At 70.2% G+C, this 26,513-nt stretch carries 23 protein-coding genes; 16 read left to right on the top strand and 7 right to left on the bottom strand.

What is annotated here, in order from left to right:
- Positions 1-21 precede the first annotated feature (21 nt).
- Positions 22-318 carry a hypothetical protein gene (locus FXO23_RS46900; protein ID WP_158895036.1) on the bottom strand — a complete coding sequence of 99 codons (297 nt, stop codon included), beginning with the start codon at positions 316-318 and terminating at the stop codon, positions 22-24.
- Positions 319-350: 32 nt separating this feature from the next.
- Here FXO23_RS46900 and FXO23_RS46895 point away from each other — a divergent pair, with 32 nt between their 5' ends.
- Together FXO23_RS46895 and FXO23_RS46890 are read left to right on the top strand one after the other, a co-directional pair.
- Positions 351-836 (top strand): CGNR zinc finger domain-containing protein, encoded by a 486-nt coding sequence (locus FXO23_RS46895; protein WP_343034599.1) that lies wholly within the window; start codon positions 351-353, stop codon positions 834-836.
- Between the two features lie 225 nt (positions 837-1,061).
- A complete protein-coding gene (locus FXO23_RS46890; protein WP_158895032.1) occupies positions 1,062-2,135 on the top strand; it encodes a chitinase in 1,074 nt (357 codons plus the stop codon).
- A gap of 4 nt (positions 2,136-2,139) precedes the next feature.
- On the opposite strand, the gene FXO23_RS46885 is transcribed toward FXO23_RS46890, so the two are convergent.
- The gene (locus tag FXO23_RS46885) at positions 2,140-3,627 is read right to left on the bottom strand and encodes a flavin-containing monooxygenase (RefSeq protein WP_158895030.1); all 1,488 of its coding nucleotides are present in this window, start codon (positions 3,625-3,627) and stop codon (positions 2,140-2,142) included.
- A gap of 144 nt (positions 3,628-3,771) precedes the next feature.
- On the opposite strand from FXO23_RS46885, the gene FXO23_RS46880 reads away from it, so the two are divergent.
- Together FXO23_RS46880 and FXO23_RS46875 are read left to right on the top strand one after the other, a co-directional pair.
- Positions 3,772-4,428 (top strand): TetR/AcrR family transcriptional regulator, encoded by a 657-nt coding sequence (locus FXO23_RS46880; protein WP_158895028.1) that lies wholly within the window; start codon positions 3,772-3,774, stop codon positions 4,426-4,428.
- 127 nt (positions 4,429-4,555) lie between these two features.
- Positions 4,556-5,041 carry a peptidase inhibitor family I36 protein gene (locus FXO23_RS46875; RefSeq protein WP_158895026.1) on the top strand — a complete coding sequence of 162 codons (486 nt, stop codon included), beginning with the start codon at positions 4,556-4,558 and terminating at the stop codon, positions 5,039-5,041.
- A gap of 19 nt (positions 5,042-5,060) precedes the next feature.
- Here the strand turns inward: FXO23_RS46875 and FXO23_RS46870 are convergent, their stop codons facing one another.
- Positions 5,061-6,239 carry an SfnB family sulfur acquisition oxidoreductase gene (locus tag FXO23_RS46870; RefSeq protein WP_158895024.1) on the bottom strand — a complete coding sequence of 393 codons (1,179 nt, stop codon included), beginning with the start codon at positions 6,237-6,239 and terminating at the stop codon, positions 5,061-5,063.
- Positions 6,240-6,532: 293 nt separating this feature from the next.
- Between FXO23_RS46870 and FXO23_RS46865 the strand changes: the two genes are divergently transcribed.
- The 12 genes from FXO23_RS46865 to FXO23_RS46810 all read left to right on the top strand — a co-directional run bounded on the left by FXO23_RS46865 (position 6,533) and on the right by FXO23_RS46810 (position 19,643).
- Positions 6,533-6,727 carry a hypothetical protein gene (locus FXO23_RS46865; protein ID WP_218952383.1) on the top strand — a complete coding sequence of 65 codons (195 nt, stop codon included), beginning with the start codon at positions 6,533-6,535 and terminating at the stop codon, positions 6,725-6,727.
- A gap of 155 nt (positions 6,728-6,882) precedes the next feature.
- Positions 6,883-7,773, top strand: coding sequence for an alpha/beta fold hydrolase (locus FXO23_RS46860; RefSeq protein ID WP_158895020.1), 891 nt, complete (start codon positions 6,883-6,885; stop codon positions 7,771-7,773).
- 444 nt (positions 7,774-8,217) lie between these two features.
- Positions 8,218-9,846 carry a DHA2 family efflux MFS transporter permease subunit gene (locus FXO23_RS46855; protein ID WP_158895018.1) on the top strand — a complete coding sequence of 543 codons (1,629 nt, stop codon included), beginning with the start codon at positions 8,218-8,220 and terminating at the stop codon, positions 9,844-9,846.
- A 508-nt stretch (positions 9,847-10,354) separates the two neighbouring features.
- Positions 10,355-11,113 (top strand): AfsR/SARP family transcriptional regulator, encoded by a 759-nt coding sequence (locus tag FXO23_RS46850; RefSeq protein ID WP_158895016.1) that lies wholly within the window; start codon positions 10,355-10,357, stop codon positions 11,111-11,113.
- A gap of 318 nt (positions 11,114-11,431) precedes the next feature.
- The gene (locus FXO23_RS46845; RefSeq protein ID WP_246258522.1) at positions 11,432-11,659 is read left to right on the top strand and encodes an acyl carrier protein; all 228 of its coding nucleotides are present in this window, start codon (positions 11,432-11,434) and stop codon (positions 11,657-11,659) included.
- A gap of 6 nt (positions 11,660-11,665) precedes the next feature.
- On the top strand, positions 11,666-12,913 hold the full coding sequence (locus FXO23_RS46840; RefSeq protein WP_158895012.1) for a beta-ketoacyl-[acyl-carrier-protein] synthase family protein: 1,248 nt from the start codon (positions 11,666-11,668) through the stop codon (positions 12,911-12,913).
- Positions 12,910-13,995, top strand: a complete 1,086-nt coding sequence (locus FXO23_RS46835; RefSeq protein WP_158895010.1) for a beta-ketoacyl synthase N-terminal-like domain-containing protein — start codon at positions 12,910-12,912, stop codon at positions 13,993-13,995. Before FXO23_RS46840 ends, FXO23_RS46835 begins: the two co-directional genes overlap by 4 nt.
- The gene (locus FXO23_RS46830) at positions 13,988-14,728 is read left to right on the top strand and encodes a beta-ketoacyl-ACP reductase (RefSeq protein WP_158895008.1); all 741 of its coding nucleotides are present in this window, start codon (positions 13,988-13,990) and stop codon (positions 14,726-14,728) included. Before FXO23_RS46835 ends, FXO23_RS46830 begins: the two co-directional genes overlap by 8 nt.
- A gap of 14 nt (positions 14,729-14,742) precedes the next feature.
- Positions 14,743-16,116, top strand: a complete 1,374-nt coding sequence (locus FXO23_RS46825; protein WP_158895006.1) for a preATP grasp domain-containing protein — start codon at positions 14,743-14,745, stop codon at positions 16,114-16,116.
- 19 nt (positions 16,117-16,135) lie between these two features.
- Positions 16,136-17,173, top strand: coding sequence for a 2,3-diaminopropionate biosynthesis protein SbnB (gene sbnB, locus FXO23_RS46820; RefSeq protein ID WP_158895004.1), 1,038 nt, complete (start codon positions 16,136-16,138; stop codon positions 17,171-17,173).
- A gap of 4 nt (positions 17,174-17,177) precedes the next feature.
- Positions 17,178-18,170 (top strand): 2,3-diaminopropionate biosynthesis protein SbnA, encoded by a 993-nt coding sequence (sbnA, locus tag FXO23_RS46815; RefSeq protein ID WP_158895002.1) that lies wholly within the window; start codon positions 17,178-17,180, stop codon positions 18,168-18,170.
- Between the two features lie 123 nt (positions 18,171-18,293).
- Positions 18,294-19,643: an MMPL family transporter gene (locus tag FXO23_RS46810; protein ID WP_158895000.1), complete on the top strand. Its 1,350-nt coding sequence runs from the start codon at positions 18,294-18,296 to the stop codon at positions 19,641-19,643.
- Between the two features lie 47 nt (positions 19,644-19,690).
- On the opposite strand, the gene FXO23_RS46805 is transcribed toward FXO23_RS46810, so the two are convergent.
- Genes FXO23_RS46805 through FXO23_RS46790 form a run of 4 tightly spaced genes read right to left on the bottom strand, consistent with a single transcriptional unit; the run spans position 19,691 to position 26,504 of the window.
- Positions 19,691-20,641, bottom strand: a complete 951-nt coding sequence (locus tag FXO23_RS46805; RefSeq protein ID WP_158894998.1) for an ATP-binding cassette domain-containing protein — start codon at positions 20,639-20,641, stop codon at positions 19,691-19,693.
- The gene (locus FXO23_RS46800; RefSeq protein ID WP_158894996.1) at positions 20,641-20,841 is read right to left on the bottom strand and encodes an MbtH family protein; all 201 of its coding nucleotides are present in this window, start codon (positions 20,839-20,841) and stop codon (positions 20,641-20,643) included. The genes FXO23_RS46805 and FXO23_RS46800 overlap by 1 nt, the downstream gene beginning before the upstream one ends.
- Before the next feature lie 33 nt (positions 20,842-20,874).
- On the bottom strand, positions 20,875-21,699 hold the full coding sequence (locus FXO23_RS46795) for an ABC transporter permease (RefSeq protein WP_246258520.1): 825 nt from the start codon (positions 21,697-21,699) through the stop codon (positions 20,875-20,877).
- Complete coding sequence (locus FXO23_RS46790; protein ID WP_281356742.1) at positions 21,696-26,504, bottom strand: condensation domain-containing protein; 4,809 nt, start codon at positions 26,502-26,504, stop codon at positions 21,696-21,698. The genes FXO23_RS46795 and FXO23_RS46790 overlap by 4 nt, the downstream gene beginning before the upstream one ends.
- Positions 26,505-26,513 lie beyond the last annotated feature (9 nt).

Raw genomic sequence — 26,513 nt, 5'->3', positions numbered from 1 at the left:
CCGCGGCCGGCAAGCCGTCGGTCAGTCGAAGATGTCCAGGCCAACGCTCGCCCCCGAAGTCAGGACCGCCAACAGGACGCAACCGATCACCAGCCCGGCGCCGAATCCCTTCGCGGTCCGGCGGCCGCGCACCGCGAGCCACACCCCCGCGAGCGCCGCCGCGTCCAGCAGTACCGGCCCCGCGGCCGGGAGGGTCAACAGGGCGACCGCGAAGACCTCCATGCCCACCAGGACGAAGGCGAGGATCCCGACGGCGGCCGCCACCGCGGCGGCGACGGCGATCTCGAAGCGACTCGGCTCGTGAGGCAAGGACTTCACAAGATCATCCTCTCACGCGGTTGCCCCGGTAGGTGGCGAGCAGGGCACCGAGACGAGCACGGTCGACGCCCCGAGCTGGATCGCGCTGCCGGTGCGCAGCGGACGCGCGGGTCCCGGTGGACCGGGCGGGCTTCGAGAGCGCGCTGGCCCTGCGGGAAGCCATCTTTCGCGCCGCGCGGGCCGTACTGCGCGGAGAGCGGCCCGGCGCACCCGATCTGCGGCTGATCAACCTGCTCGCGGCGGCGCCGCCGGTCAAACCCCGGCTACTGGGCGCCGGGCGCCAGACGCGGCACGGCGATCTGGACAGCGTGCTCGCCACGATCGCGCGCTCGGCGATCGAACTGCTCGGCGGGGACGACCACACCCGGCTGCGGGGCTGTGTCGGCGCGGAGTGCAGCCGGATGTTCGTGGACCGCTCCCGGGCCGGATCCCGGCGCTGGTGCGGGATGGACGGTTGCGGCAGCCGGGCCAAGGCCGCCGCCTACCGCCGCCGCAAACGTGCGGCGACCACCGCGTGAGCCGGACGTGATTCCGCTTCTCGCGGACCGCGCGGAACAAACCACAATAGGCCGGTGGCCCGGTCTCCAATTCTGTTAAAATTGCCGAGTATACTTCCAATCCCATTCTTGGTTGACTGTCTTCATGCGTGCGGCAATCGGCGGAAGACCTATCGTGCTCCGCCGATCTCATTGCCATAAACAGTTGTGATGGAACCTCATCACAAACGGGAAGGGAGTCGGGGTATGGCTGGCCGGACTGCACGTCTGCTGGCGATCGGCCTGGCGATCGCGTTCGCCGTTCCACTTTCGGTCTCCGAGGCGGCCCCGAGCGGGCCGCGGCCGGTGAGCGCGGCGGCGGACGAAACCTGTCCGGTGAAATCGAAACCACCGGGAAAGGTGCTCCAGGGATACTGGGAGAACTGGGACGGCGCGTCGAACGGCGTGCACCCGCCGTTCGGCTGGACGCCGATTACCGACCCCCGAATTCGCGAGCACGGCTACAACGTGCTCAACGCGGCGTTCCCGGTCATTCGCTCGGACGGCACGGTCCTGTGGGAGGACGGGATGGACTCGACCGTGAAGGTCGCCACCCCGGCCGAGATGTGCCAGGCCAAGGCGGCCGGGCTCACCATTCTCATGTCGATCGGCGGCGCCACGGCGGGTATCGATCTCAGCTCGAGCACCGTCGCCGACCGGTTCGTCAGCACGGTGGTGCCGATCCTGAAGAAATTCAATTTCGACGGGATCGACATCGATATCGAAACCGGCCTCACCAGCGGCGGCAACATCAACCAGCTTTCCACCTCGCAGGCCAACCTCATCCGCATCATCGACGGCGTGCTCGCCCAGATGCCCGCGAACTTCGGGCTGACCATGGCGCCCGAGACGGCGTACGTCACCGGCGGCAGCGTGACCTACGGTTCGATCTGGGGAGCCTACCTGCCGATAGTCAAGAAATACGCCGACAACGGCCGGCTCTGGTGGCTGAACATGCAGTACTACAACGGCAGCATGTACGGCTGCTCGGGCGACTCGTACTCCGCCGGCACGGTCGAGGGGTTCACCGCGCAGACGAACTGCCTGAACAAGGGACTGGTCATCCAGGGCACCACGATCCGGGTCCCGTTCGACAAGCAAGCCCCGGGACTGCCCGCGCAACCGGGAGCCGGGGGCGGTTACATGTCGACGAGCCTGGTGTCCCAGGCATGGCGCGCCTTCAACGGCTCGTTGAAGGGACTGATGACGTGGTCCCTCAACTGGGACGGATCGAAGGGCTGGACGTTCGGGAACAACGTCAAGGCCCTGCAAGGACGCTGATCCGCTAGACCGCCGCCTTTTCGGTGGTCGCCGGGGACCGGGCGCCGGAGAACCGGATGCCGTCGTCGACGGGCCCGTACCGCATGAGGAGGATGTCCCGCGGGTAGTTCTGGTGCAGCCGCCACGGCGCCGCCGGGCCCTGCTTGGGCAGCTGGCCGACACTGCGCAGCACGTAACCGGACTTGAGGTCGATCAGCGGTTCGAGCGGGCCCGGGGACGCCGGGGCGGTCGGCGTGGCGGACCGGTAGCCGTGCTTGCTCATGTGGTTGAGCAACCGGCAGACGTACCCGGCGACCAGATCCGCCTTCAACGTCCAGGACGCGTTCGTGTAGCCCAGGGTGAGGGCGAAGTTCGGCACGCCGGACAGCATCATGCCCTTGTACGCCAGCGTTTTGCCGATCTCGACCGGTTCACCGTCGACCGAGAGCGACATCCCGCCGATGGCCAGCAGGTTCAGGCCGGTGGCGGTGACGATGATGTCGGCCTCGAGTTCCTTCCCCGACGCGAGCCGAACCCCGTGCTCGGTGAAGGTTTCGACCGTGTCGGTGACGATCGACGCCCGCCCGCCGCGCACGGCCTTGAACAGATCGCCGTCCGGCACGAAGCACACCCGCTGGTCCCACGGGTCGTACCGGGGACGGAAGTGGGTGTCCACGTCGAAGTCCCGCGGGAGCCGGTTGCGCACCTCCTTGCGCAGGAACTTCTTGATCAACCCCGGCCTGCGGCGGCTGAGCTGGAAGAACGCCATGGCGGACAGCACGTTCTTCCAGCGCACGATCGGGTAGGCGAGTTTCGGTGGCAGCAGGCCGCGCAGCCGGTCGGCGAGCGGGTCGGTCGCCGGTAATGCGAGCACGTAGCTCGGGGAACGCTGGAGCATGGTGACGTGCGCGGCCCGTTCGGCCATCGCCGGCACCAGCGTCACCGCGGTGGCGCCGCTGCCGATGACGACCACGCGTTCGCCGGTGTAGTCCAGGTCTTCCGGCCAGTGCTGGGGATGCACGATCCGGCCGGTGAACCGGTCGGCGCCCGGGAATTCGGGGGCGAATCCCTGGTCGTAGCGGTAGTAACCGGAGCAGACGTAGAGGAAGTCGCAGGTCATGCGCACGGTCTCGCCGGTGTCCGCGCGCTCCGCCTCGACCGTCCACCGCGCTCGGTCGCTGGACCATTCCGATCGCACGACCCGGTGGTGGTACCGGATTTTCTCGTCCACACCGTGCTCACGTGCGCACTCCCGGACGTATTCGCGGATCGACTCGCCGTCGGCGATCGACTTGGCGTCCGTCCACGGCTTGAACGAGTAGCCGAGGGTGAACATGTCCGAATCGGACCGGATGCCCGGATAGCGGAACAGGTCCCACGTGCCGCCGATGGCGTCGCGGGCCTCGAGGATCGCGAAGGACTTGCCCGGGCACTCCGCGCGGAGGTGGCAGGCGGCGCCGATTCCGGAGAGACCGGCACCCACGATCAGGACGTCGACGTGTTCGAGCGGCATGCGATTCCCCGTCTCCTCCGGCTGCGGCGGCCAGTCGATGCTGCCCCGTAACTTACCAACAGTAGGTCAACATGGTCAACATGGTGTCGAGTGATTCGACACTGTGTTGATGCACGTGGGGCGGTGGTTGTACGGTGGGCGACCATGAGGTCCGACCAAGCCGCCACCCGGACGCGCCCGGCCCGCGGCCGGCGCTCGCGGCGGCCCAGCGGCGACGAGCGGGAGCTGGCCATCCTGGCCACCGCCGAGCGGCTGCTCGCCGAACGGCCGCTGAGCGAGATCTCCATCGACGACCTCGCGCTGGGCGCGGGCATCTCGCGGCCGACGTTCTACTTCTACTTCCGTTCGAAGAACGCCGTCCTGCTCAGCTTGCTCGACCGCGTGGCCGAGGAGGCCGACGCCGCGTCCCTCGACTTCCTCGGCCAGGCCGGGCGGAACCCGGCACAGCGCTGGCGCGCCTGCCTCACCGCGATCTACGAAACCTTCCGCTCGCACCGGGCGGTCGCCCTCGCGTGCGCCGAGGTCCGGGCGACCAACGCCGAGGTCCGGCAGCTGTGGGCCGGGGTGATGGCGGGCTGGATCGGCCGCACCGCCGAAGCCATCGAGGCCGAACGCGCCCGCGGCGCGGCGCCCGGCGGGCTGCCCGCCCGCGACATCGCCATCGCCCTGAACTCGATGAACGAACGGGTGCTGCACGCGACCCTCGGCGACGAGCACCCGGCCGTGGCCGAACGGGACGTGGTCGACGTGCTGCTCAACATCTGGCTCACCACGATCTACCGGACGACCGATCCCCGCTGATCCTTGAGCTCAGGTACGCGCTGATCTCGCCGCGGTCTTCCTGAACCACTTCCATGTGACCTCCAGAATTCCGCAGGACCGGACGCTTACCTTTTGGTCTTCCACCGGAAACGATTGGGAGATCGAAATGAAACACGCGCTGAGACGAACCGCGACCGCGCTGGCCGCCGGAGCCGCGTCGCTCGCCGTCACCACGTCCACCGCGACGGCCGCCGTTCCCCACACCTCGGCGGCGCCCGCGGTCGCGCCCTACGTCAACATCGTCGCGTCGGCGACCATGGGGAGCTGTGTCGAATTCCGCGTCTGCTTCTGGACCGGTGACAACTACTCCGGCTACCTCTACCGGTTCGGCGGGGACTACGCCCCCTGCGAGGGGTGGCGTTTCGAGGGCACGCGCCTGCAGGACCACACCTATTCCTTCTGGAACAGGGCATCCGGACGGGTGTCGGTGTGGGACCGCTACGCCGACGGCTCGTACCGCTACCACAAGCTCGGCAGCTTCCCGAGGGGTTTCCAGGACGGCTACCGCTTCAGCTACCGGACGGATGCCTGGGTCTACGACCCCAACGACAATTGCGCCAGCCTGAACCTGCACGTGGTGAGCGCGGCGTAGTGCCGAGCTACCGGTACGCCTAGACGATTCCGTTGCGGGGTGGGGCGATCCCGTTCAGTTCCCACGCGCCGAGGTGGCGGAGCTTCCACCGGCGGGGGTCGTGCAGGGTGTGGGTCCGGGCGTTGCGCCAGTGCCGGTGCAGGTTCAACTCGTCGGCGGCCGAGCGGGTGCCGATCAGCGCGAAGATCTCGCTGGACACGGTGAGTGCCGCGGTGTCGGCCTGCGCCCGCGCCGCGGCGACGGCCACCGAAGCTTCCGCGCTGGTGTCCTCGGTGAGATCGGCCCGGGCCGAATCGATCGCCTCCCCCGCTTCCCGGACCAGCGCGCGGGCGCCGCGGACGAGCAAGGCCAGTTCACCGAACCGGTCGACCACCGCGGGCTCGTCGGCCGCGCGGTCGACCTCGGCCTCCCACCAGGGCCGGGCGATCGTGCGGATGAGGTGCCCGCCCTCGCGCAGGGCGGCGACCGCGATGCCGAGGTCGATCGCCGCGTGCAGGTAGTTGCCGAACGCGCCGAACGTCTCGGTCCGTTCGAAGATCGGGTACACCGGGACCACGTGCTCGTCCGGCCCGGTCACCGCGTCGAACCGCACGGTGCCGCTGCCGGTCGTGCGCTGACCCATCCCGGCCCAGTCGTCCTCGATCCGCACGCCCGGGTGGTCGGCCGGGACCCACACCGCGTGCAGGCGCCCCTCCTCGTCGTTGGCGTAGACCGGAATCCAGTGCGCGAACAGCGATCCGGTGCTGTAGTACTTGGTGCCGTCGAGGAAGAACCCGTCCGCGGTGCGGCGGAACGCGATCCGGTAGTCCCGCGCGGTCCGGCTGCCCTTTTCCGACAACGCGTTCCCGAACCGGCGGCCGGCCAGCACCTCGTTGTAGAAGAACTTGCGCTGGGTCTCGGTTCCGCTGTGCGCGACGATGTCGAGGAAGAAGAAGTGGTTCTGCGGGATCTGGCCGATACTGGCGTCCCCGGCCGACAGCTCGGCGAACACCTCCCCCACGGTGCGCGCGGACACCCCGGGACCGCCGTACTCGCGCGGCACGGTGATCGACAGCAGCCCGGACGCGGACAGTTCGTCGATCTGCTCGTGCGGCAGGACGCGTTCGGCATCGCGCCGCGCGTCGGTTTCGGCGAACCGGGCGCCCAGTTCGCGGGCGACCGCGACGGCCTCGGCGTCGGTGCTGATCACGTGGCTCATCGAAACTTCCTCCCGAGCGCAGTCCAGCCGAACCGGCGCGCACCCGTCAATCGGCGGGAGCGGCGATCCCACAGGGCAAGATCACCCGGTCCGGGCGAGGGCCGGTTCCGGCACGATCGCCGGTCGGGGTGACAGCCGCGAACCCGTGCGGGAGCACGTGCACGGCCGCGGCGGCGCGACCATCCACTGTGGATGGTCACCTAACGCTTCCACCAGTAGTGCTGCCGGGTGGTGTACGAGAACGCCCACTGACGGTGACCGCGTTCTGCCGTACCGTAGGCACTATGACTGGTGTGACTCCTGGAGTGGCGCAGTCGTTCGAGCCGGGGGATCGGGTGGAAATGGTCTTGGGCCCTCGGGTCGACGACCGCGGGCAGGTCGTGCACGGCGTGCCCGATCTCCGGCCGGACTGGGTGTGGGTGGACTTCGACGAGTTCGGCCGCCAGCTCGTCCCCACCTGGAAACTGCGGCACGAAGGGCAAGCGTGACACCGAATCCGCGGGCACGGGCGGGCTTCGGCCACCGCCTGCCGGGTTGGCCGCGTAACGCCCGCGCAACGGATTTCTGCCCCCAGTAGTATCCGGTTTCCGGCCTTGCGCTGTTCGAGTGAACGCCCCGTTCGCGATCATGCGAGGATGACCGCATGGCATTCTCGTCCCACGGTCAGGCCGCCACGTCCGTTTTGGACGTCGCCTACGAATCCGCGGGTGACCCCGGCGGAACTCCGGTGGTCCTGCTCCACGGGTTCCCCTACGACGTGCGGGCGTTCGACGAGGTCGCCCCGCTCCTCGCCGGCCGGGGCGCCTTCGTGCTCGCGCCGTACCTGCGCGGCTTCGGCTCGACCCGGTTCCGGGACGCCGCCACGGTCCGGTCCGGGCAGCAGGCCGCGCTCGCGCGGGATCTCCTCGAGTTCCTCGACGCCCTGGCCGTCGAGAAGGCGATCGTCGCGGGCTACGACTGGGGCGGCCGGGCGGCCTGCATCGCGGCCGCGCTCTGGCCCGACCGGATCGCCGGTCTGGTCACCGTCGACGGCTACAACGTCCAGAACCTCGCGTATGCCGGAGAACCGGCTCCGCCGGAATGGGAACGCACCTACTGGTACCAGTACTACTTCCACTCCGAACGCGGGCGCCGCGGCCTGGACCGCAACCGCGACGAACTCTGCGCGCTGCTGTGGCGCACCTGGTCCCCCACCTGGACGGGTGCGGCCGAGGCGTTCCCCGCCAGCGCCCCGAGCCTGCACAACCCGGATTTCGTCGACGTCGTGATCCACTCCTACCGGCACCGCTTCGGGCTCGCCGAGGGCGACCCCCGGTATCAGGACCTGGAAGACCGCATCGCCGGCGAACCACCGATCACGGTCCCCGCGATCGTGCTGGAAAGCGGCGCTGACGGCATCGGCGGCCCCAGCGCGGCCGAGGACCGCGAGTACTTCACCGGCGAGTACGAGCACCGCCTGCTGCCCGGGATCGGGCACAACGTGCCGCAGGAAGCTCCGGACGCGTTCGCGGACGCGGTGTCAAGCTTGCTCTAGCGACTGGGTTCCCCGCGATCCGCACAGGCAACGGTCCCCAACGTGGTCGGCATGAACCCACCGACACCGAGATCACGCTGAGTTCGAAGAAGATCGGCGAATAGCCGCACGACCGGGCGGGCGCCAGGACCCTCGTGCGCGGTGCGCCGCACACCCTGTGTTAGGCTTCGTCTCGACATCTCACCGTGGGCTCTCTCGAAGCCTCGCCAACCAGTTTCCCCGTGTCCGATGGCACGAGGAAGGTGGGGGTCACACCACATCCTGACAAGGTGTTCTGTGATGGCTGTGACAATGGGACGAGTATGTCTTCCACCCACGGTGAAAGCATTCCTTCACCAGGAAAATCCGGCAGTTTTCCGAAATTCATGAACCGGCCTTAACTCGTCGCCCTTCTTTCGCGACGCCCGCTGGAATATTCATGCCTTTCTCATGGAGGTAATCGGAATGCCGGAAAACAATCGCACCGAGCAGCCGCCGACGCGACGGCCATGGCTGGTACTCGGCATCTTCTGCGTCGGCTTCTTCATGTCGTTGCTGGACGGATCCATCGTCAACATCGCCATCCCGACCCTGATCCACGACCTTGACGCCTCGTACGACCAGGTTCTCTGGGTTGTCGACGCCTACCTGCTCGTCTTCTCGGTACTGCTGATCACGACCGGGCGGCTCGGAGACATCTTCGGGTACCGGCGCCTCTTCCTGATCGGTATCTCCGTTTTCACCGTCGCGTCCGCCCTCTGCGGGCTCGCGGATTCGCCGGGACTGCTGCTCGGGGCACGGGTGCTCCAAGGGCTGGGCGGCGCGATTCTCTTCCCCCAGGTGATCTCGTCGATTCTGGCGATCTTCCCGCCGCGACTGCGTGGCCGCGCATTCGGGGTCTTCGGTTCGATCGTGGGTTTCGCGCCGATCGTGGGCCCGGTCATCGGCGGCTTCATCCTCGCCCACCTCAGCTGGCGCTGGATATTCTTCATCAACGTTCCGATCGGGGTGCTCACCGCGGCCTTGGCCCTGGTGTTCGCCCCGGAACTGCGCTTCACCCGCACGCACAAGGTCGACCTGGCCGGAATCGCGCTCGCCACCGCGGGGCTGAGCGGGATCGTGTTCGGCCTCATCGAGGGCGAGCGCTACGACTGGGGAACGATCAGCGGGCCGATCAGCGTCACCTCGCTCATCGTCGGCGGTGTGCTGCTCCTGGTGCTGTTCGTCGCCTGGCAGCGGGTCCAGCGCGGCGAACCGCTGGTGCCCTTGGCGCTGTTCGCCGAGCGGAACTTCTCGGTCGGCAACGGGGTCGGTTTCGTCTTCCAGCTCGGCATGATCGGCATCGCCTTCGTGCTGGTCCTCTACCTGCAGCTGGCGCTGCGGTACTCGCCGCTGGAAGCGGGGCTGGTCCTCGTGCCCAACGCCGTTCTCGCCGCGCTCGGCTCGGCCTACGCCGGCCGGTTGTCCGACAAGTTCGGTGGCAAGTTCATCCTCGCGGCGGGACTGACCACGCTCGCGCTCGGCTTGGTGGTCATCGTCCTGGCGGTGGGTCCGGACGCCAGCGCGTGGCAGCTCCTGCCCGGTCTGGTGATCGCCGGCCTCGCCAGCGGCGCGACCTTCGCACCGCTGCAACAGGTCACAATGGACGGTGTCGAGCCTCGACTCGCGGGTGCCGCGTCCGGGGTCGCCAGCACCACCCGGCAGGTCGGTGGCGTGCTCGGAACCGCGGTTCTGGGCGCCGTCCTGGCCGCCCGCCTCAGCTCTACCCTCCGGAGCGCGGCCGAGGAGCGGGCGAGCCAGTTGCCCGCGGGGCTGCGCGCGCGGTTCGTCGAGAGCACGGTGGCCGGAGGAGAGCGGTTCAGCCCGCCGCCGGTGCCGGACGGCCTCTCGCCCGGGGACACCGCCCTCTTCGACCGGTTCGGCCACGAAGCGTTCGCGACCGGGTTCGTGCACGCGATGCAGGTGGTGCTACTGGCCTGCGCCGCGGTGCTCGTCCTGGCGGCGCTGGGCTGCTTCCTCTTCCGGGGACGCGGCGGGAACCCGACCCCGAGCCGGGCAGCCGCCGAGGCGGCCGACGCCACCGCGAAGGACTGACGACTTTGGTGGATCAGCCGGTATCTGACGAGCGTTACGCAAAAGAGATAGACATCGGCGACCGTTGCGGTCAAATAGCCAATGGCACCATTACCCGCCCGACCGCTCCAATCACACTCGGTAATTGGATACAAAGGCATTGCCGGTCAACTATTAGTTCAGCAAGGCTCCACCTTTCCGTTGGACGCGAGGCGAGGACGAGAGGTTCCCGGAAGTTTCGGCACCTGGGTACAGTTTTTCCGACGCCTGGTAGACCTAGCACCACCAGCGGAGGTAGGGTTAGCACCACCAGCCTTTCGATCTTGGCATCCGCTTTCAGCAAAGTGGACAAACGGGATTACTACTAACCAGTATTTCCAAGCCTACCGGATAGTAGCCGCATTTTTTGCTCCAAACGGAGGTACCTGAATTTCCATTCTCCTGCCACGATCTTGAGAAATTTTCAGTGGCCGGTGCGGGAGTCGGGGAGGGACTTCGTCACCGGATAAAGGGCTGGGGGGTCAACTAAATGGAAATTGAGTTACTCGGTTCTCTGTCGCTGCAACACAACGGGCGCAGGTTCGGAGTCGGCTCGCGGAAGGTCCGGTCGGTGCTGGCGCTGCTCGCGCTGTCGCCGGGCAGTGCGCTGTCCTTCGACCAGATCACCGACGAGCTCTGGGCGGACAAGTCGATGTCCAACGTGCGCAACGCGTTGCAGGCGAACATCGCCCGGCTGCGCAAGCTGCTCGAGACGATCACCGGCCAGGGCGGTGAGGAACTCGTCCGCACGGTCAGCAGCGGCTACCTGCTCGATGTTCCCGCGGAATCCGTCGACACGCACCGCTTTCTCAGTCTGGCCCGGCACGGCGCCGGCCTGGCCGAGTCCCGGCCGCACGACGCGATCGGGGTGTTGCGGGAAGCGTTGCTGCTCTGGCGGGGCCCGGCGCTGCTCGACGTGGCGGAGGGCACCCGCTGCCGCGCGGCCGCCACCCACCTCGACGAACGCAGGCTCACCGTTCAGGAGGATCTGATCGGTGCGCGGCTGGCCGTCGGCGAGGAACGCGGGGTGGTCCACGAGCTCAAGCAGCTCGTGGTCGAAAACCCCGGGCGGGAACGGCTCAGCGAGTACCTGATGCTCGCGCTCTACCGCAGTGGCCGCCAGAGCGAGGCGGTCTCGGTGTTCCACCGCACCCGGAACTGGCTCCGCGCCGAACTCGGGCTCGAACCGGGTCGCGCGCTGCGCCAGCTCTACCAGGCGATCCTGGTGCAGGATCGAGTCCTGGACTAGGTTCCGGGGTCACCACGGCAGGTAGCGGTGCTGCGTGTCCCGGGCGCGGGCACGCGGCACCGCGCTCACCGCGCGCCGGGTCCGCTCCGGGCGCGAACTCGGTGACATCACTACTCATGCGGACCTCCTTGGCTGCGCAACGCCGATCATGGCGAGCGCCGATGACCGGGTGCTGACAGGTCACCGACAGGCGCCGTTGTCAGCGGCCCGTCATCCGGCTGTCACCGAATCTGGCTAACTTCTCCGCTGGCCACGGCACTTTTCGCCTTTCGTCCATTTTGATCGGGAGTCGCTATGACGACGGCAGTCTCTGAACGTATGGAACAGATCCGGGCGATCGTCTGCGAGCACCTCGAGCTCGAACCCGATCAGCTCTCCGAAACCAGTCACTTCATCGAGGAGCACGAGGCGGATTCCCTTGCCCTGATGGATGTTCTCGCCGCGCTGGAGAAGAAGTTCGGCATCACCATCGACCAGGCGCAGTTCGCGCGGATGACCAGCGTGCGCAACGTGTACGAGGTCGTCTCCGAATCCGCCAGCTGGTAGGAAACCATGTCGTCGCAAGGGGTCGAGCCCGGTCGCCGGGTGGTCATCACCGGATGCGGTGTCGTTTCCAGCATCGGTGTCGGGGTCACCGAGTTCCGCGCCGCACTGCGCGCCGGGCGCAGCAACGTCCGGCCGATCTCGGTGTTCGACACCACCGGTTTCGCCCACACCAACGGTTGCGAGGTAACCGATTTCGAGCCGGAGCGCTGGATTCGCCAGGTGGACATCGGCGAACTCGGCCGGGCCAGCCGGTTCTCCGCCGCCGCGGCCCGGCTCGCGGTCGAGGATTCCGGAGTGTCCGCCGAGGCCCTCCGGACGGCGCGCGGGCTGGTTTCGGTGGGCAGCACCGACGGTGAGTCGCACGAGATCGACAAGATGGTCGAGATGGAGATCGCCGGTGGCGCGGCGTCGATGAGCCCCGCGCTCGCGCGACGCGTCTCGGCGGGCCGGTTGTCCACCTCGATCGCCCGCGAGCTCGAACTGTCCAATGTGGAAACCGCTACCATCGCCACCGCGTGTTCGGCCGGCAACTACGCGATCGGGAACTCCTTCGACGCGATCCGGTTCGGCGACGCCGACTTCGCCCTGTGCGGCGGCGCCGACGCGGTGTGCCGCAAGACGTTCACCTCGTTCTACCGGTTGCGCAGCATCGCGCCCGACTGCTGCCGCCCGTTCGACCGCAACCGCATGGGCATCCTCACCGGCGAGGGCGCGGGCATCCTGATGCTGGAGAGCCTCGACTCCGCGCTCGCCCGCGGCGCCCGGATCTACGCCGAGGTGCTCGGGTACGGGCTCTCCTGCGACGCGCACCACCCGGTGGCCCCGCACCGCGGCGGGATCGCCCGCTGCATGGAGCTGGCGCTGGCGAACGCCGGGGTCAAACCCGAAGAGGTGGACCTGATCTCCGCGCACGGCACCGGCACCAAGGCCAACGACATGACCGAGGCCGCCGCGATCCGGGACCTGTTCGGCGAGCACGTCCCGCACGTGGTGTCGATGAAGTCGATGCTCGGTCATTCGATGGGCGCGGCGAGCGCGCTGGCCGCGATCGGCTGCTCGGTGGCCATCACCGACCGGTTCATCCCGCCCACCATCAACCACGTCGAGACCGATCCGGACTGCGCGGTCGACTGCGTGCCCAACGAATCGGTCGAGGCGGATCTGCGGATCGTGCAGAACAACGGCTGGGCCTTCGGCGGGAACAACTCCGTCGTGCTGCTGGGCCGCTACGACGGCCAGGAGGCATCGGCATGAGCGCACCCGTTATTTCGGCGTGGACGGCGATCTCCCCGTACGGCTACGACCGGGCGGCGTTCGCCGGCGGGATCCGGGCACGCCGCGGTACGGCGGCCACCGCGCATCCGGACGTCCCCGAGGACACCGCCTGCACCGTGCCCGGCTTCGACCCGCGGGAGTTCTTCGGTCCCAAGGGAACCCGCGCGATGAACCGGGTCAGCGGGCTGACCGTCGCGGCGGCGAAGCACCTGCTCGCCGACATCGGCGTCGCGCCCGGCGAAGGCAGCGAGGACGTGGGGTTCGTGCTGGGCACCACGACCGGCAGCGCGCAGAGCATGATGGACCTGACCCGGGCGTCGCTGACCGGCGACAAACCGGATCACGTCGAACCGGCCGCGGTGCCGGGGTGCGTGATGAACTGCGCCGCCGGGCAAGCCGCGATCTGGCACGGGCTCAAGGGGCCCAACGCCACCATCGCGGCCGGGCGCACCACCGGCCTGCAGGCGCTGAACTACGCGCGGCGGCTGCTGCGCACCGGCCGGGCGGGCCAGGTGCTCTGCGGCGCCGCCGAGGAGTACTCCAGCGCCCGGTCCTGGCTGGAGCACCACCGGCGCGCGAACGGTGGCGCGGTCCGGGTGATGGCCGAGGGCTGCGCGATGTTCCTCCTCGAACCCGCCGACCGGGTCGGCGCGGGCCGGACCGTGCTGGCCACCCTGTCCGGGCTGGAATCGCGGGTGTGCCTGGACAGCGATCTGTCCGGGGCCATCGGCACGGCGGTCCGGAGCCTGCTCGAGCGCTCGGGTGTGCCCGCGGAACGGGTCTGGGCGGCCACCGGCAGCGATTTCCTCGACGCGGACGGAACCGCCGTCGAATCGATCGCGCTGCGCGCGCTGTTCGGCGACGAGGTCGTCGACCGGGTGCCACCGGCCGGGCTGATCGGCGACACCTCCTCGGCCACCGCGCTCTTCCAGCTCGCGGCCGTGCTCTCGGTGGCCGAACCCGGGCGGGGCGCACGCGATCACGCCGTGGTGACCGCGTGCGACGACGACGGTTCGGTGGCCTGCGCGCTGTTCGAACTGGGCGGTGAGCCGGGTGCCTGAGAACAGGGTCGCGCTGGTAACCGGGGGAACCCGGGGCATCGGGCGGGCCGTGGTGCTGCGGCTCGCCCAGGACGGGTTCGACCTCGGGTTCTGCTACCGCAGCGACCGGGACGCGGCCGAACTGCTCACCAAGGAGGTGCTCGACCTCGGGGTGCGGGTGATCGGCGCCCAGGTGGACGTCGCCGACCACACGGCGGTGTCGGACTGGGTCGACCGGACCGCGGACGAGCTCGGCCCGCCGGACGCGGTGGTCACCTCGGCCGGGATCACCCGGGACGGTTCGCTCGCGCTGATGGCCGAATCGGACTGGTCGCAGGTGTTGCGGACCAACCTGGACGGGGTCTACCACGTGTGCCGCCCCGCGGTGTTCCGGATGATCAAGCGGCGGGCCGGGAGCGTGGTCACGCTGTCCTCGGTCTCCGGGGTGTACGGCAACCCGACCCAGACCAACTACTCCGCGTCCAAGAGCGGGGTCATCGGCTTCACCCGGGCACTGGCCAAGGAGGTCGGCCGGTACGGGGTCCGGGTCAACGCGGTCGCCCCCGGCATGATCGAGACCGACATGCTCGGCGAACTCAGCGAGCAGGCGCGCACCAGGATGCTGCGGGGCATTCCGCTGCGCCGCTTCGGCCGCGCGGAGGAGGTGGCCGAACTGGTCGCCTTCCTGGTCTCCGACCGCGCCGCCTACGTCACCGGAAGCGTGTTCGAAATCAACGGCGGCCTGGTCGTCTGAGCGAAAGGGCAATCATGGACGACACCGGAAAGCCCGGCTTCATCCCCCGCCTCAAGGAGGCCGTCCTGGGCTCCGCGGAACCACCCCTGGTCTTCCTCGGCAACTTCGAGGTCGAGGAGGAGTGGGCCGCGGACGAGCAGGGCCTGCCCCGGGTGTCCGCGTCCGGCGGGGCCGCGGTGGTCAACCGCATGGACGAGTTCGCCCTGCTGCTCGGCGGCAAGGGCGATCACGTGGTGCTCAAACGTGCCCCCGATCCGGGCTACCGCGCCTACCTCGAGGAGCTCGGCCTCGACCTGCCGGAGATCCACGTGGCGGCGGAGTCCGATCCGGCGCGCAACGTCAGCCGGGACGCGCTCGCCGATCCCGCGTTGCTGCGCGCGCTGGCCGGGCTCGCCGCCGGCGGCGCGCACCTGCTCGCCCACGGTGTGTCCACTGTGGAGGAGGAGCTGTCCGCGCGCACCGGCGTGCCGCTCGCCGCGCCCGGCGCCGCGCGGTGCAAGGCGGTCAACAGCAAGGTCTACAGCCGCAGGATCGCCGACGAACTGGGCCTGCGGCAGCCGGGCGGCTGGGCCTGCGACACCCTCGAGGAACTCGCCGAAGCGGTGACCGGGGCGGCCGAGGTGCTCGCCACCGGCCGCAAGGTCGTGCTCAAGGAGGCGTTCGGGGTCTCCGGCAAGGGCATTTCCGTTGTCACGAGCAGGCACCGCCTCGACCGGCTGCACCGGATGATCGAGAAGACCGCCCGGCGCGCGGGCCGCGAGCGGATCGCGTTCGTCCTCGAGGACTGGGTGGACAAGCGGACCGACCTGAACTACCAGTTCACCGTCGGCCGCGACGGCTCGGCGCACTTCGACTTCGTCAAGGAGGCGATCACCGAGGGCGGTGTCCACAAGGGACATCGGATCCCCGCGCGGCTGGACGACGCCCAGTTGGCGGCGATCACCCGTGCCGCCGAGGTGCTCGGCGCCCGGCTCGCCGCGGACGGTTACTACGGCGTGGTCGGCGTGGACGCGCTGGTCGAACCGGACGGCGGGATCTTCCCGGTGCTGGAGATAAACGCGCGCAACAACATGTCGACCTACCAGGTTCCGCTGCAGGAACGGTTCGTCCCGGACGGCGCCTTCGCGATGGCCCGGCACTACCCGCTGCGCCTGGCCACGCCGTTGCCGTTCGGCCGGGTGCGGACGGTCCTGGGCGACCTGCTCTTCGGCGGCACCGGCGACGGGCTGCTGGTGAACAACTTCGCCACGGTGAACGCCGGGGCCGAACCGGCCGCCGGGGAGCCGTTCGCCGGGCGCCTCTACGGGTTGCTCATCGCCGCCTCGGCGGACGAACTCGACGCGCTCGACACCCGGATCACCGGCCGTCTCGCCGAACTTCAACACTAGTCGCAAGGGGAAAGTGAACATGATCGAGTCCGGTACCGTTCCGGAGTTCGCCGTCGTCTCGGGGGCTCAGGTCCACCACGTCCTCGCGGGACAGGAAAAGCTGCTCCTGGAGCTGATCGAGTCGGCCTACCGCTTGCACGGCGAGGGGCACACGGTCAACCCGCCCTCCTACTTCCTCCGGTTCCCGGACCGGCCGACCTCGCGGATCATCGCACTGCCCGCGTCGGCAGGCGGCGACATCGCGGTGGACGGGATGAAGTGGATCTCCAGCTTCCCGGAGAACATCCGGACCGGGCTCCCCCGCGCGTCCGCGGTGCTGGTGCTCAACGATCAGGTGACCGGCTACCCGCTGGCGTGCATGGAGAGTTCGATCATCAGCGCGACCCGCACCGCGGCTTCGGCCGCCCTCGCCGCGGACTGGCTGAGCCGGGACCGGGATCGCCCGCGCCGGATCGGTTTCGTCGGCACCGGGCTCATCGCCCGCTACGTGCACCGGTACCTGGCGGGCAGCGGCTGGGCCTTCGACGAGGCCGGGGTGTTCGACCTCGATCCCGCGCACGCGGGCGGCTTCCGGGGTTACCTGGAAGGCGCCGGGCAGGGTGCGGTCACCGTGCACCCGAGTGCGGAAGACCTGATCCGCGCGAGCGATCTCGTGGTGTTCGCGACCGTCGCGGGCGAACCGCACATCCACGACCCGTCGTGGTTCGACCACGCCCCGCTGGTACTGCACGTGTCCCTGCGCGATCTGTCCCCCGAGGTCATCCTGGCCGCCACCAACGTGGTCGACGACGTCGAGCACTGCCTCAAGGCGAACACCTCGGTGCACCTGGCCGAACAGGCCACCGGCGGGCGCGACTTCCTGGACGGCACCCTGCACGACGTGCTGACCGGGCGGCTCTCCCCGGCGCCGGACCGCCCGCTGGTCTTCTCCCCCTTCGGGCTCGGCGTCCTGGATCTCGCGGTCGGCAAGCACGTTTTCGACCAGCTGCGGCAGGCGGGCGAGCTGACCACGATCGCCGACTTCTTCTTCGAACTCGACCGGTACGGCAAGCGGTGAACCCGTGCCGATCATAACGACACCGCAGGAGTTCAACGTCGACGATCTCTTCGTCGACCTGCGCGGGTTCGCCGGCTTTCCGCTCTACCTCAAATGCGAGGGGTTCAACTTCGCCGGTTCCATCAAGCTCAAGGCGGCCACCGAGATGGTGGCCGCCGCGGAGCGGTCCGGCGCACTGCGGCCCGGGCACACGCTGGTGGAAAGCTCGTCCGGCAATCTCGGGGTGGCGCTGAGCCTGGTCGCGGCCGGGCGCGGCTACCGGTTCGTCTGCGTCACCGATTCGCGGTGCACGCTCGGCGCCCGCCAGCTGATGCAGACCCTCGGCGCGCGGGTGCACGTGATCACCGAACCGCATCCGGAACGCGGCCTGCTCGGCGCGCGGATCGACCACGTGCGGCGGCTGTGCGCGGAACGCGACGGTTACCTGTGGCTCAACCAGTACGCCAATCCCGGCAACTGGCAGGCGCACTACCGCACCACCGGTCCGCAGATCGCCCGCAGCTTCCCGGACGCGGACGTGGTGTTCATCGGCGCGGGGACCACCGGCACCCTGATGGGCGTCGCCCGGTACCTGCGGGAGCACCGGCCGGCCACCCGGCTGGTGGCCATCGACACCGTCGGCTCGGTCACCTTCGGCACCCCGGTCGCGCCGCGGATGATCCCCGGCCTCGGCACCGGGGTCCGGCCTGCCCTGCTGGATACGTCCTTTGTGGACGATGTGGTGCACGTGCCGGAGGCGGATACGGTCCGCACCTGCCGGATGCTGGTGCGCGGCGGGTTCCTGTTCGGCGGCTCGACCGGAACCGTGGTCAGCGGCGCGCTGAGCTGGCTCGCCCGCAACCGGGCGGTCACCGCGGTGGCGGTCGCTCCGGATCTCGGCGACCGCTACCTGGACACCGTCTACCACGACCAGTGGGCCGCCGATCTCTACGGCGAGGAAGTGCTGGAACCGCGGGCCCCGCACGGGGTGGTAGGCCCCGCCCGGCTCGGGACCTAGCACCACCCCAAACTGGGGTGACACGCCCAGTGTGCGGACGATCACGGCACGCCATTCTGAGATCTGGTCTAGATCCCTGCCGCACGGCCATCGCCGGTGGCGGCAACGGACAAGGGGGCGGTCTTGGAATTGCCATGGATTGCGCGTACCGCGCGCTGGTGCGCCGAGCATCCGGGCCGCACGCTGACGGCCTGGCTGATGTTCACCGCGTCGGTGGTGCTGGGGGCGACGCGCTCCGGGTTGCGGTTCGCGCAGGGCTCCGGGCAGGCCGGAACGGTGGTGGCGACCGATCCCGGCCGGATCGTCGCACTGGGCACCCCGGTGGTGCTGCTCCTCCTGCTGGCGGTGCTGGGTTCGGTGCTGCTGACCGTGGTCGCCGCGCTGTTCGTCGCCTCGGTGCTCGGCGCCGCGCTGGGCCTGCTGGTACTGCTGTCCCCCACGCTTCCGGTGTCCCCCTTGGCTTGCGATGTCGTCGTGCTGCTGGGTGTCGTGGTCTCGGTCGACCACTTGCTGTTCTCCGTGCGGCGGCACCAGGAAGCGGTGGCCGCGGGGCACCGCGCACCGGACGCGGCCCAGGTCGTCGCGAGCACCGCGGGCCGGACCGCGCTGGTCTCCGGGATCGCCATCCTGCTCTCGATGACCGGGCTGTACCTGGTCGGGGACGCCATGCTGGCCCCGGTGGCGTTCGGCGCGATCCTGGTCGTCGCGACCGCGACCTGCGCCGCGCTCACCCTGCTGCCCGCGCTGCTCGCCCTGATCCGGGTCCCGGTGCGGCGCCCGTTCCAGCGGACGCCGCCGTCCTGGGCGCGGTGGGTGGCCCGGCACGTTCCGCTGGCGGCCGCGCGGATGGTGACCCCGGTGCTCGCCCTGCTGGCGCTGTCCGGGCTGGTCCGCCTGCTCTCGGCGGCCGCCTGCGCCGAGGCCGATCCGGCCTGCCCGCCCTACCTCTCGCCGAACGCGGTGCTGGCGCTGCTGCTGATGATCGCGCTGTCCGTGCTGGTCCTGCTGATCGCGTTCCGGCCGATCCTGGTGGCGCTGGCGACGACGTTGCTGGCGATCCTGTCCGCGCTGGTCGCGCTCGGGCTGCTGGCCTCGCAGGTCACCCCGGTGCCGGCCTGGGCCCCGATGGCGTTGCTGGTCGTGCTGGCCGGTCCGTCCACCGACATCCACGTGTACCTGCTGCACCACTTCCGCAGCGAGGCGCTCACCGGGATGTCCCCGCGCAACGCGATGGCCCGCGGGGTGCGCCGCAGCGCGGGGGCCATCGGGGGGTGCGTGCTGATCGCCTTCGGGGCGTGTGTCGCGTTCGGACTCGCCAGCACCGGGGAATTCCGGGCCTTCGGCTGGAGCGCGGCGGCGGCGCTGCTGGTGGACGCGGTGGTGGTCCGGGTGCTCGTGCTGCCCGCGCTGATCTCGGTCGGCGGGCGGCTGAGCTGGTGGGACCGGAAACCGGCGGCCCGCCGGGAGTCGTGAGTGTCGCGGGCGGCGCTACTCGCCCTGTCCACTCACGACCCCCATCCTTAGTCCGTGGGCGCGCGGCCGGTCAGGTCGAGGAAGACCTCGTCCAGGGTGGGGCGCCGCAACGCGAAGTCGCTGAACTCCACGTTCGCTTCGCGCAGCGCGTTCGCGGCGGCGGCGATTCCGCCCGCGTTGTCGACGAGTTCGACCGCGATGCTCCGCTTGCGCTCGTCCACCACGGGTGCGCCGATGGTCACCTTGGACAGCGCGGCGACCGCGGGGGCGAGACCGCCCGGATGCGTCACCGAAACCTCGAGCCGTTCCTGGCCGACCTTGCGCTTCAGCTCGTCCGCGGTTCCCTCCGCGATCACCCGGCCGGTGTCGATCACCACGATGTGGTCGGCCAGGTAGTCCGCCTCTTCCAGGTACTGCGTGGTGAGCAGGACGGTGACGCCCTCGTCGACGAGTTCGCGGACGATCGTCCACAGGGTCATCCGGCTCGCCGGGTCGAGCCCGGTGGTGGGCTCGTCGAGGAACAGCACCGAGGGGCGGGCGATGAGGCAGGTCGCGAGGTCGAGCCGCCGCCGCATGCCCCCGGAGTAGGTGCCCACCGAACGGTCCGCGGCCGCGGTCAGGTCGAACCGCTCGAGCAGTTCGGCGGCGCGGGCGCGGGCCCGGCGTCGGCCGAGGTGCAGCAGGGTGCCCAGCAGCACCAGGTTCTGGCGGCCGGTGAGCAGTTCGTCCACGGCCGCGTACTGCCCGGCCAGGCCGATCCGCCGCTGCACCTGCTTGGGTTCGGCGACGACGTCGAACCCGGCGACCGCGGCGCGCCCGGCGTCCGGCCGCAGCAGGGTGGCGAGCACGCGCACGGTCGTCGTCTTCCCCGCCCCGTTGGGGCCGAGCAGGCCGAGCACCGTGCCCGCCCGCACCGAGAGGTCGACCCCGGCGAGGGCCTCGTGGTCGGCGTACCGCTTGCGCAGGCCCTCGGCCTCGATCGCGATGTCGTTGGCCATCACGATTCCCGCAGGCTCGCCGGGCGCAAATCGGTCCAGTTCTCCGAGACGTGGGCCAGCGTCTGCTCCCGGGTGCTCTCGCCGAGCACCACGGTCCAGCCGGCCGGGACTTCCGCGAAGGCGGGCCAGATGCAGTACTGCTCTTCGGCGTTGACCAGGGCCAGGAAGGTTCCGTCCTGGTTGTCGAAGGGATTCGTCATGTCGGGCACTCCGTTCGGTTCGTGGTCTGGGGGTCACACCGCGGTGCGGTAGCGGCGGAAGCTGAGGAAGGTCGCGCCGACGAACACCACGCCGAGCGTCACGGCGATGACGATCCCCGGGTGCTGCGAGGGGAATCCGGTGCCGACGGCGATCGGGTTGCCCCACAGTTCGCGGCAGGCGTTGGTGACCGAGCTGACCGGGTTCCATTCCGCGATCGGGCGGAGCCACGCGGGCAGCCGGTCGATCGACATGAACGCGTTGGACAGGAAGGAAAGCCCGAGGGTGACGATCGCGCCAACGCCGTCGATCGACTCGGGGTTCTTCATCGACAGCCCGAGCAGCACGCCGACCCAGATCATCGCGTAGAGGAACACGACCAGCAGGGCGAGCCCGGCGAGCAGCGGCAGGAAACCGGTGTGCACGCGGCCGCCGACCAGGAAACCGAACCCGGCCACCACGGCGAGGGCGATCAGGCCGACCACGAGGTCGCCGAGGGTGTGCCCGATCAGCACCGCGGGCCGGGTGATCGGCAGGGACCGGAACCGGTCGGTCAGGCCGCCTTTGAGGTCCATCGCGACCGCGATCGCGGTGGGGGCGATACTGGCCAGCCCCACCTGCATGAGCGCGGCGGGCAGCAGGAACTCGGGATAGCTGCCGCCGCCGGGGACGAGCACCGCGTCCTTGAACACGTACCCGATGGCGAGCATGGTGATCAGCGAGTTCAGCGTGATGGCCAGCAACCGGCCGGGCACCTTGCGCAGGTGCGTCAGGCGCCGCGCGGCCAGCGCCAGCGTCTCCACGGCCATCGCCGCCGGCGGCGCCGCCCGCCGGGAATCCACAGTGGACACTACGCTCACAGTTCCCCCTTGTTGGTCGACCGGTTCAGTTCGGCGGCCAGCACGGCGCCGATCGCGCCCTGCGGCCCGGGATGCATCAGGTACTCGTGGCCGCAGTCCACGCGGCGCACGCGCACGGTCCCGTCGACCAGCGGTTTCCAGCGGCGGGGCTGCTCCGCGACCGCCTTCTTGGTGAGCCCGGCGGTCGCGACGAACAGCAGCACCTTCCCGGTGAAGCGGCCGGGCCGGTACTTGTGCGCGAGCACCGCGTTGTTGTTCATCACCGCCAGGACGTTCCGCATCCGCCGCTCGCCGATGTCGGCGAGCCTGCTGTCCCCGCGGCGCAGCACCTCGATCACGTCGGCGGCGGTCAACTCGCGACCGGCGAACTCCGCGCCGTCGAAGCCGACGTGTTCGAGGAAGCTGGTCAGCAGTTCCCGCTCGGTCCGCACGGTCTCGTCCTCGACCGGATAACTGTCCAGAATAGACAGACTCGCCACCTGTTCGCCCGCGGCCTGCAGCTGGACGGCCATCTCGTAGGCCAGCAGCCCGCCGAACGACCAGCCGAGCAGGTGGTACGGCCCGTGCGGCTGGATTTCCCGGATCCGGCCGAGGTATTCGGCCGCCACCTCCTCGACGCTCGCCGGGAACGCGCCCGTGCCGTCGACGTTCGGCGACTGGAGCCCGTAGATCGGGCGGTCGCCGAGATGCGCGGCCAGGCCGAGGTAGGGCAGGCTGAGGCCGAGCCCGGCGTGCACGCAGAACAGCGGCGCGCCGGTTCCGGCGGGACGGATCGGCAGCACCGGGGCGAACGGGTCGACCAGCGCTTCCTCGGCGGCGCCGGGTTCGGCGATCTCGGCCAGGCGTTCGACCGTTCCGTGGGTCAGCACGTCGGCCACGGTGAGCCGCAGCCCCGCCTTCCGGGCCAGCGCCACCAGCCGGACGGACCGCAGGCTGTTCCCGCCGAGGTCGAAGAAGCTGGCGTCCACGTCGACCTCGGCCAGCCCGAGCGTTTCGGCGAAGGCGTTCCGCAGGATCCGCGCCGCGGGCGAACTCGGCCCCGCCCGGTCCGGCGCGGCCGGGGCGGGCAGTGCGGCCCGGTCCAGCCGTCCCGCGCCGGTCAGCGGGAACGTGTCCAGTTCGACGAAGGCCGAAGGCACCAGGTAGTCCGGCAGCGTCTTCGCCAGGTGGTCGCGGATGGCCGCGGAGTCCACCCGGCCCTCCGGAATCAGGTAGGCCACCAGCCGCTCGTCGCGCACCACGACCGCGGCGGCCGCCACGCCCGGGCATCCGGCGAGCGCCGCTTCGACCTCGACCGGACGCACCGCGAACCCGCGGACGGTGGTCCGCTCGCCCGCGCGTCCGGCGAACTCGAGGACGCCGTCCGGACGCCACTTCGCCAGGTCGCCGGTGCGGAACATCCGGGAACCGGGTGGTCCGAACGGATCCGCGACGAACCGCGACGCGGTCCGGGCGGCCCGGCCGAGGTATCCGCGGGCCAGCCCGCCACCGGCGAGGTACAGCTCGCCGCGGCCCCCGGGCGGCACCGGGCGCAGGCGCTCGTCCAGGACGTAAGCCCGGATGTTCGCGACCGGACGGTCGGCGAGAGAGAGGTACCCGGTTTCCGGATGACCGCGGTACTCGGCGGTTTCCTCGCCGATGGTGCGGACGCGCAGGCTCCGCAGTGCCTCGGCGTGCCGCGCGGTGAGGACCTTGGCGAGGCTCGGGGTGGCCAGCAGCGCGGTCGGCCGCTCGGCTTCGACGCGCCGCGCCAGCGCCGCCGGGTCGCGGACCTCGTCCCGCCCGGCGATGACGACCGCGGCGCCCGCGCCGAGCGCGGCCAGGACCACCGGAACGGCGTAGTCCGCGTCCGGGGCCAGGAGCCGGTCGCCCGCGCCGAAGGTTCCGCGTGCCGCGGCGATGCCGGTGGCCAGCGCCCCCCGGGTCAGGACCACCGCCTCGGTCGATCCGGTCGGGTAGCTCACCCAGGCCGGGTGGTCCGGGGCGGGTGGCGGACCGGTCAGTTCGGCGCCGGAGAATTCGGCCGCTTCCAGGTCACCGCGCAGCACGAACACCGGGTTCGTGCCGGCGAGCTGCTCGGCGCGGCGGTCCGGATCGAGGACGAGGTACGCGGCCCCGGCGGCCAGGACGGCCAGCATCGCCACGTGTCGTTCCGGCGACGGCGGCAGATCGATCGCCACGATCTTCTCCGGACCCGCTCCTCGTGCGAGGAGGGCGCGGGCGAGCCGGTTGACCCGGATGCGCAGGTCCGCGTCCCCGGCGCCGGGGAGTTCGGCGGGCGCTTCGGCCGCCGTGCGCCAGTCGGCGATCACCCGGCGTTCCCGTTCGGTGAGCACGTCGATCCGGCTCAGCGGCAGATCGGGATCGGCCGCGACCGCCTCGAGCAGCCGGGCGAACCGTTCCGCGAAGAGTTCCGCGGTCGCCGGGGTGAACAGGTCGGCGCTGTATTCCAGGGCCCCTTCCAGGCCACCCTCCCCGCGCCGCTCCCCCAGCTGGAAGGTGAGGTCGAATTTGAACTTCCCGTGCGTGCGTTCCAGCGGTTCGGATCGCACGTGCAGCCCGCCCAGGGAGAATCCGGGTTCCGGAACCTCGTAGAAGGACAGCATCACGCCGAACAGCGGCTGCCGCGACAGCGAACGCGCGGGCTGGATCAGTTCCAGCAGCCGCTCGAACGGCAGTTCCTGGTGGGCGTAGGCGGCGAGGTCGGTTTCCCGCACGCGTGCCACCAGCTCGGCGAAGCGGGGGTCGCCGCTGGTGTCGGTGCGCAGGACGAGGGTGTTGACGAAGAAACCCACGAGATCGTGCACGGCCTCGTCGGTCCGGCCCGCGACCAGGCTGCCCACCGGGATGTCGGTGCCCGCGCCGAGTTTGGTGAGCAGCGCCCCGAGCGCGGCCTGCGCGACCATGAACACGCTCGCCCCGGTGCGCGCGGCCAGCGCCTTCAGTCCTTTGTGGACCTCCGGTGGCACGTCGAAGTCGACGGTGCCGCCGCGGTACGCGGTCGCGGCGGTGCGGGGCCGGTCCAGCGGCAGGTCCAGCTCGGCCGGGAGGTCGGCGAGCGCCTCCCGCCAGAAGGCCAGGTGCCGGTTCAGCTCGCTGTCCCGGTCGCCCTCGTCGCCGAGCAGTTCGCGTTGCCACACCGCGTAGTCCGCGTACTGCGCGGGCAGTTCCGCCCAGTCCGGCGCCCGGCCCCGCAACCGCGCCTGGTAGGCGGTCGCGAGATCGCGCGCGAGGACGTCGACCGACCACGCGTCACCCGCGATGTGGTGCAGCACCAGCAGCAGCACGTGGTCCGCGCCGACGGCGAACAAGGTGCAGCGGAACGGCTGGTCCACCGCGAGGTCGAAACCGCGGGCCGCCGCCGCGGCCAGCGCGGTGGCGAGTTCGCTTTCCGGCAGGCTGGTCACCTCGAGGGCCGGGGTGGCGTCGGTGACCCGCTGGTGCGGCACGCCGTCGGCATCGGGGAACACCGTGCGGAGGATCTCGTGCCGGGCCACCAGATCCGCCAGCGCCGCGGCGAGCGCCGCCCGGTCGAAGTCGCCGGACAGCCGGACCGCGAGCGGGATGGTGTAGCCGCCCTGCTCGCCTTCGAGCCGGTTGAGGAACCACATCCGCAACTGCGCGAAGGACAACGGCGGCCGTTCGGGACGATCGAGTTTCCGGAACGCGGCGCGGGCCCGCCCGGCGGACGCGAGCCGACCCGCCAGCCGGGCCACGGTCCGGGCCTCGAAGAGTTCCCGCACCGCGAGTTCGGTGTCCAGGGCGGAGCGGACCCGGCTCACCACCGCGGTGGCCAGCAGGGAATGCCCGCCGAGTGCGAAGAAATCGTCGTCGATGCCGACCGAGGGGACCCCGAGCACGTCGGCGTAGATTCCGCACAGGATCTCCTCGACCGGGGTCCGCGGTGCCCTGGTCACCGCGTCCACTTCTGCTTCGGGCGCGGGCAGCGCCTTGCGGTCGACCTTGCCGTGCGCGGTGAGCGGGAGCCGGTCGAGGAGCACGAACGCGCTGGGCACCAGGTACGCGGGCAGCAGATCGGCGAGGTGGCCGCGCAGATCGGCCGCCTCGATCGGCTCGCCGGGCACCACGTAGGCCACCAGTTGCTGGTCGCTCTTTTCCTTACCGTGCACCACGACCACGGCGTCGGTGACCGCGGGGTGGCCGTTCAGCGTGCTTTCGATCTCGCCGAGTTCGATGCGGTGGCCGCGGATCTTCACCTGGAAGTCCCGCCGCTCCACGAACTCCAGCGAACCGTCAGGACGCGACAGCACCCGGTCGCCCGTGCGGTACATCCGAGTCCCCGGCTCACCGAACGGATCCGCCACGAACACCGCGGCCGTCCGCTCCGGATCACCCACATACCCCCGCCCGACCACGAGCCCACCGACGTAGAGTTCGCCGACGGACCCGGCGGGCACCGGCCGCAACTCGTCACCGAGCACGTAGAGGCGGGTGTTGCGCACCGGCTGGCCGATCGGCACCCGGACCCCGGAGTAGTCGCCGCCCGCGCGCAGCACCGCATGCGTCACATCGTCCGAACATTCGGTCGGACCATAGGCATTGACCAGCGGCACATCGGGGAACCGCTGGAACCACCGCGCGCACAGATCCGGCGGCAACGCCTCCCCGGTCACCACCAGCCACCGCAAACCGGGCAGCTTCACCTCGTCACCCGCGATGTCCCAGGAATCGAGCGCCGCGCGCAGCAGGGACGGCACCACCTCCAGCACCGAGACGCCCTCACCCGGGATGAGGCCGAACAAGGCGTCCGGATCGGCCGCCGTCGCCCGGGTCACCACCCGCACCCGGCCACC

The organism is Amycolatopsis anabasis (assembly GCF_009765355.1).
Lineage (GTDB): Bacteria > Actinomycetota > Actinomycetes > Mycobacteriales > Pseudonocardiaceae > Amycolatopsis > Amycolatopsis anabasis.
This window is presented reverse-complemented; position numbering and strand designations above follow the sequence as displayed.